Consider the following 293-nt stretch of genomic DNA (forward strand, 5'->3'; position numbering starts at 1 on the left):
GGCAACCCAAGGTTTTGATTCTAAAAAGCGTTACATTTTTTCGCCAAAAAAATCTTAAATAGCCCATCCACCTGCGTAGAACGCCACTAATGCCACAGCGATGATCACGGTGCCAACGTTCAGCTTACGCCATTCGCCGGAGAAGATGCGGCCGATAACCAGCGCACTAAAGCCCAGCATAATACCGGTCACAATAGTGCAGGTCAGCACAATAAATACGGCACACAGCAGGCCAGACATCGCATCAACAAAGTCATCGAAATCCAGTTTGGTGACGTTGCTCAGCATCAGCA

General features: G+C 48.5%; 1 pseudogene. It reads right to left on the reverse strand.

Features of this window, described 5'->3' with window-relative positions:
* Positions 1-54: 54 nt before the first annotated feature.
* Positions 55-293 (reverse strand): annotated as a pseudogene (locus ACMV8I_RS21425) (permease); the annotation flags it as partial.

Source organism: Ewingella sp. S1.OA.A_B6 (genome assembly GCF_049889095.1).
Lineage (GTDB): Bacteria > Pseudomonadota > Gammaproteobacteria > Enterobacterales > Enterobacteriaceae > Ewingella.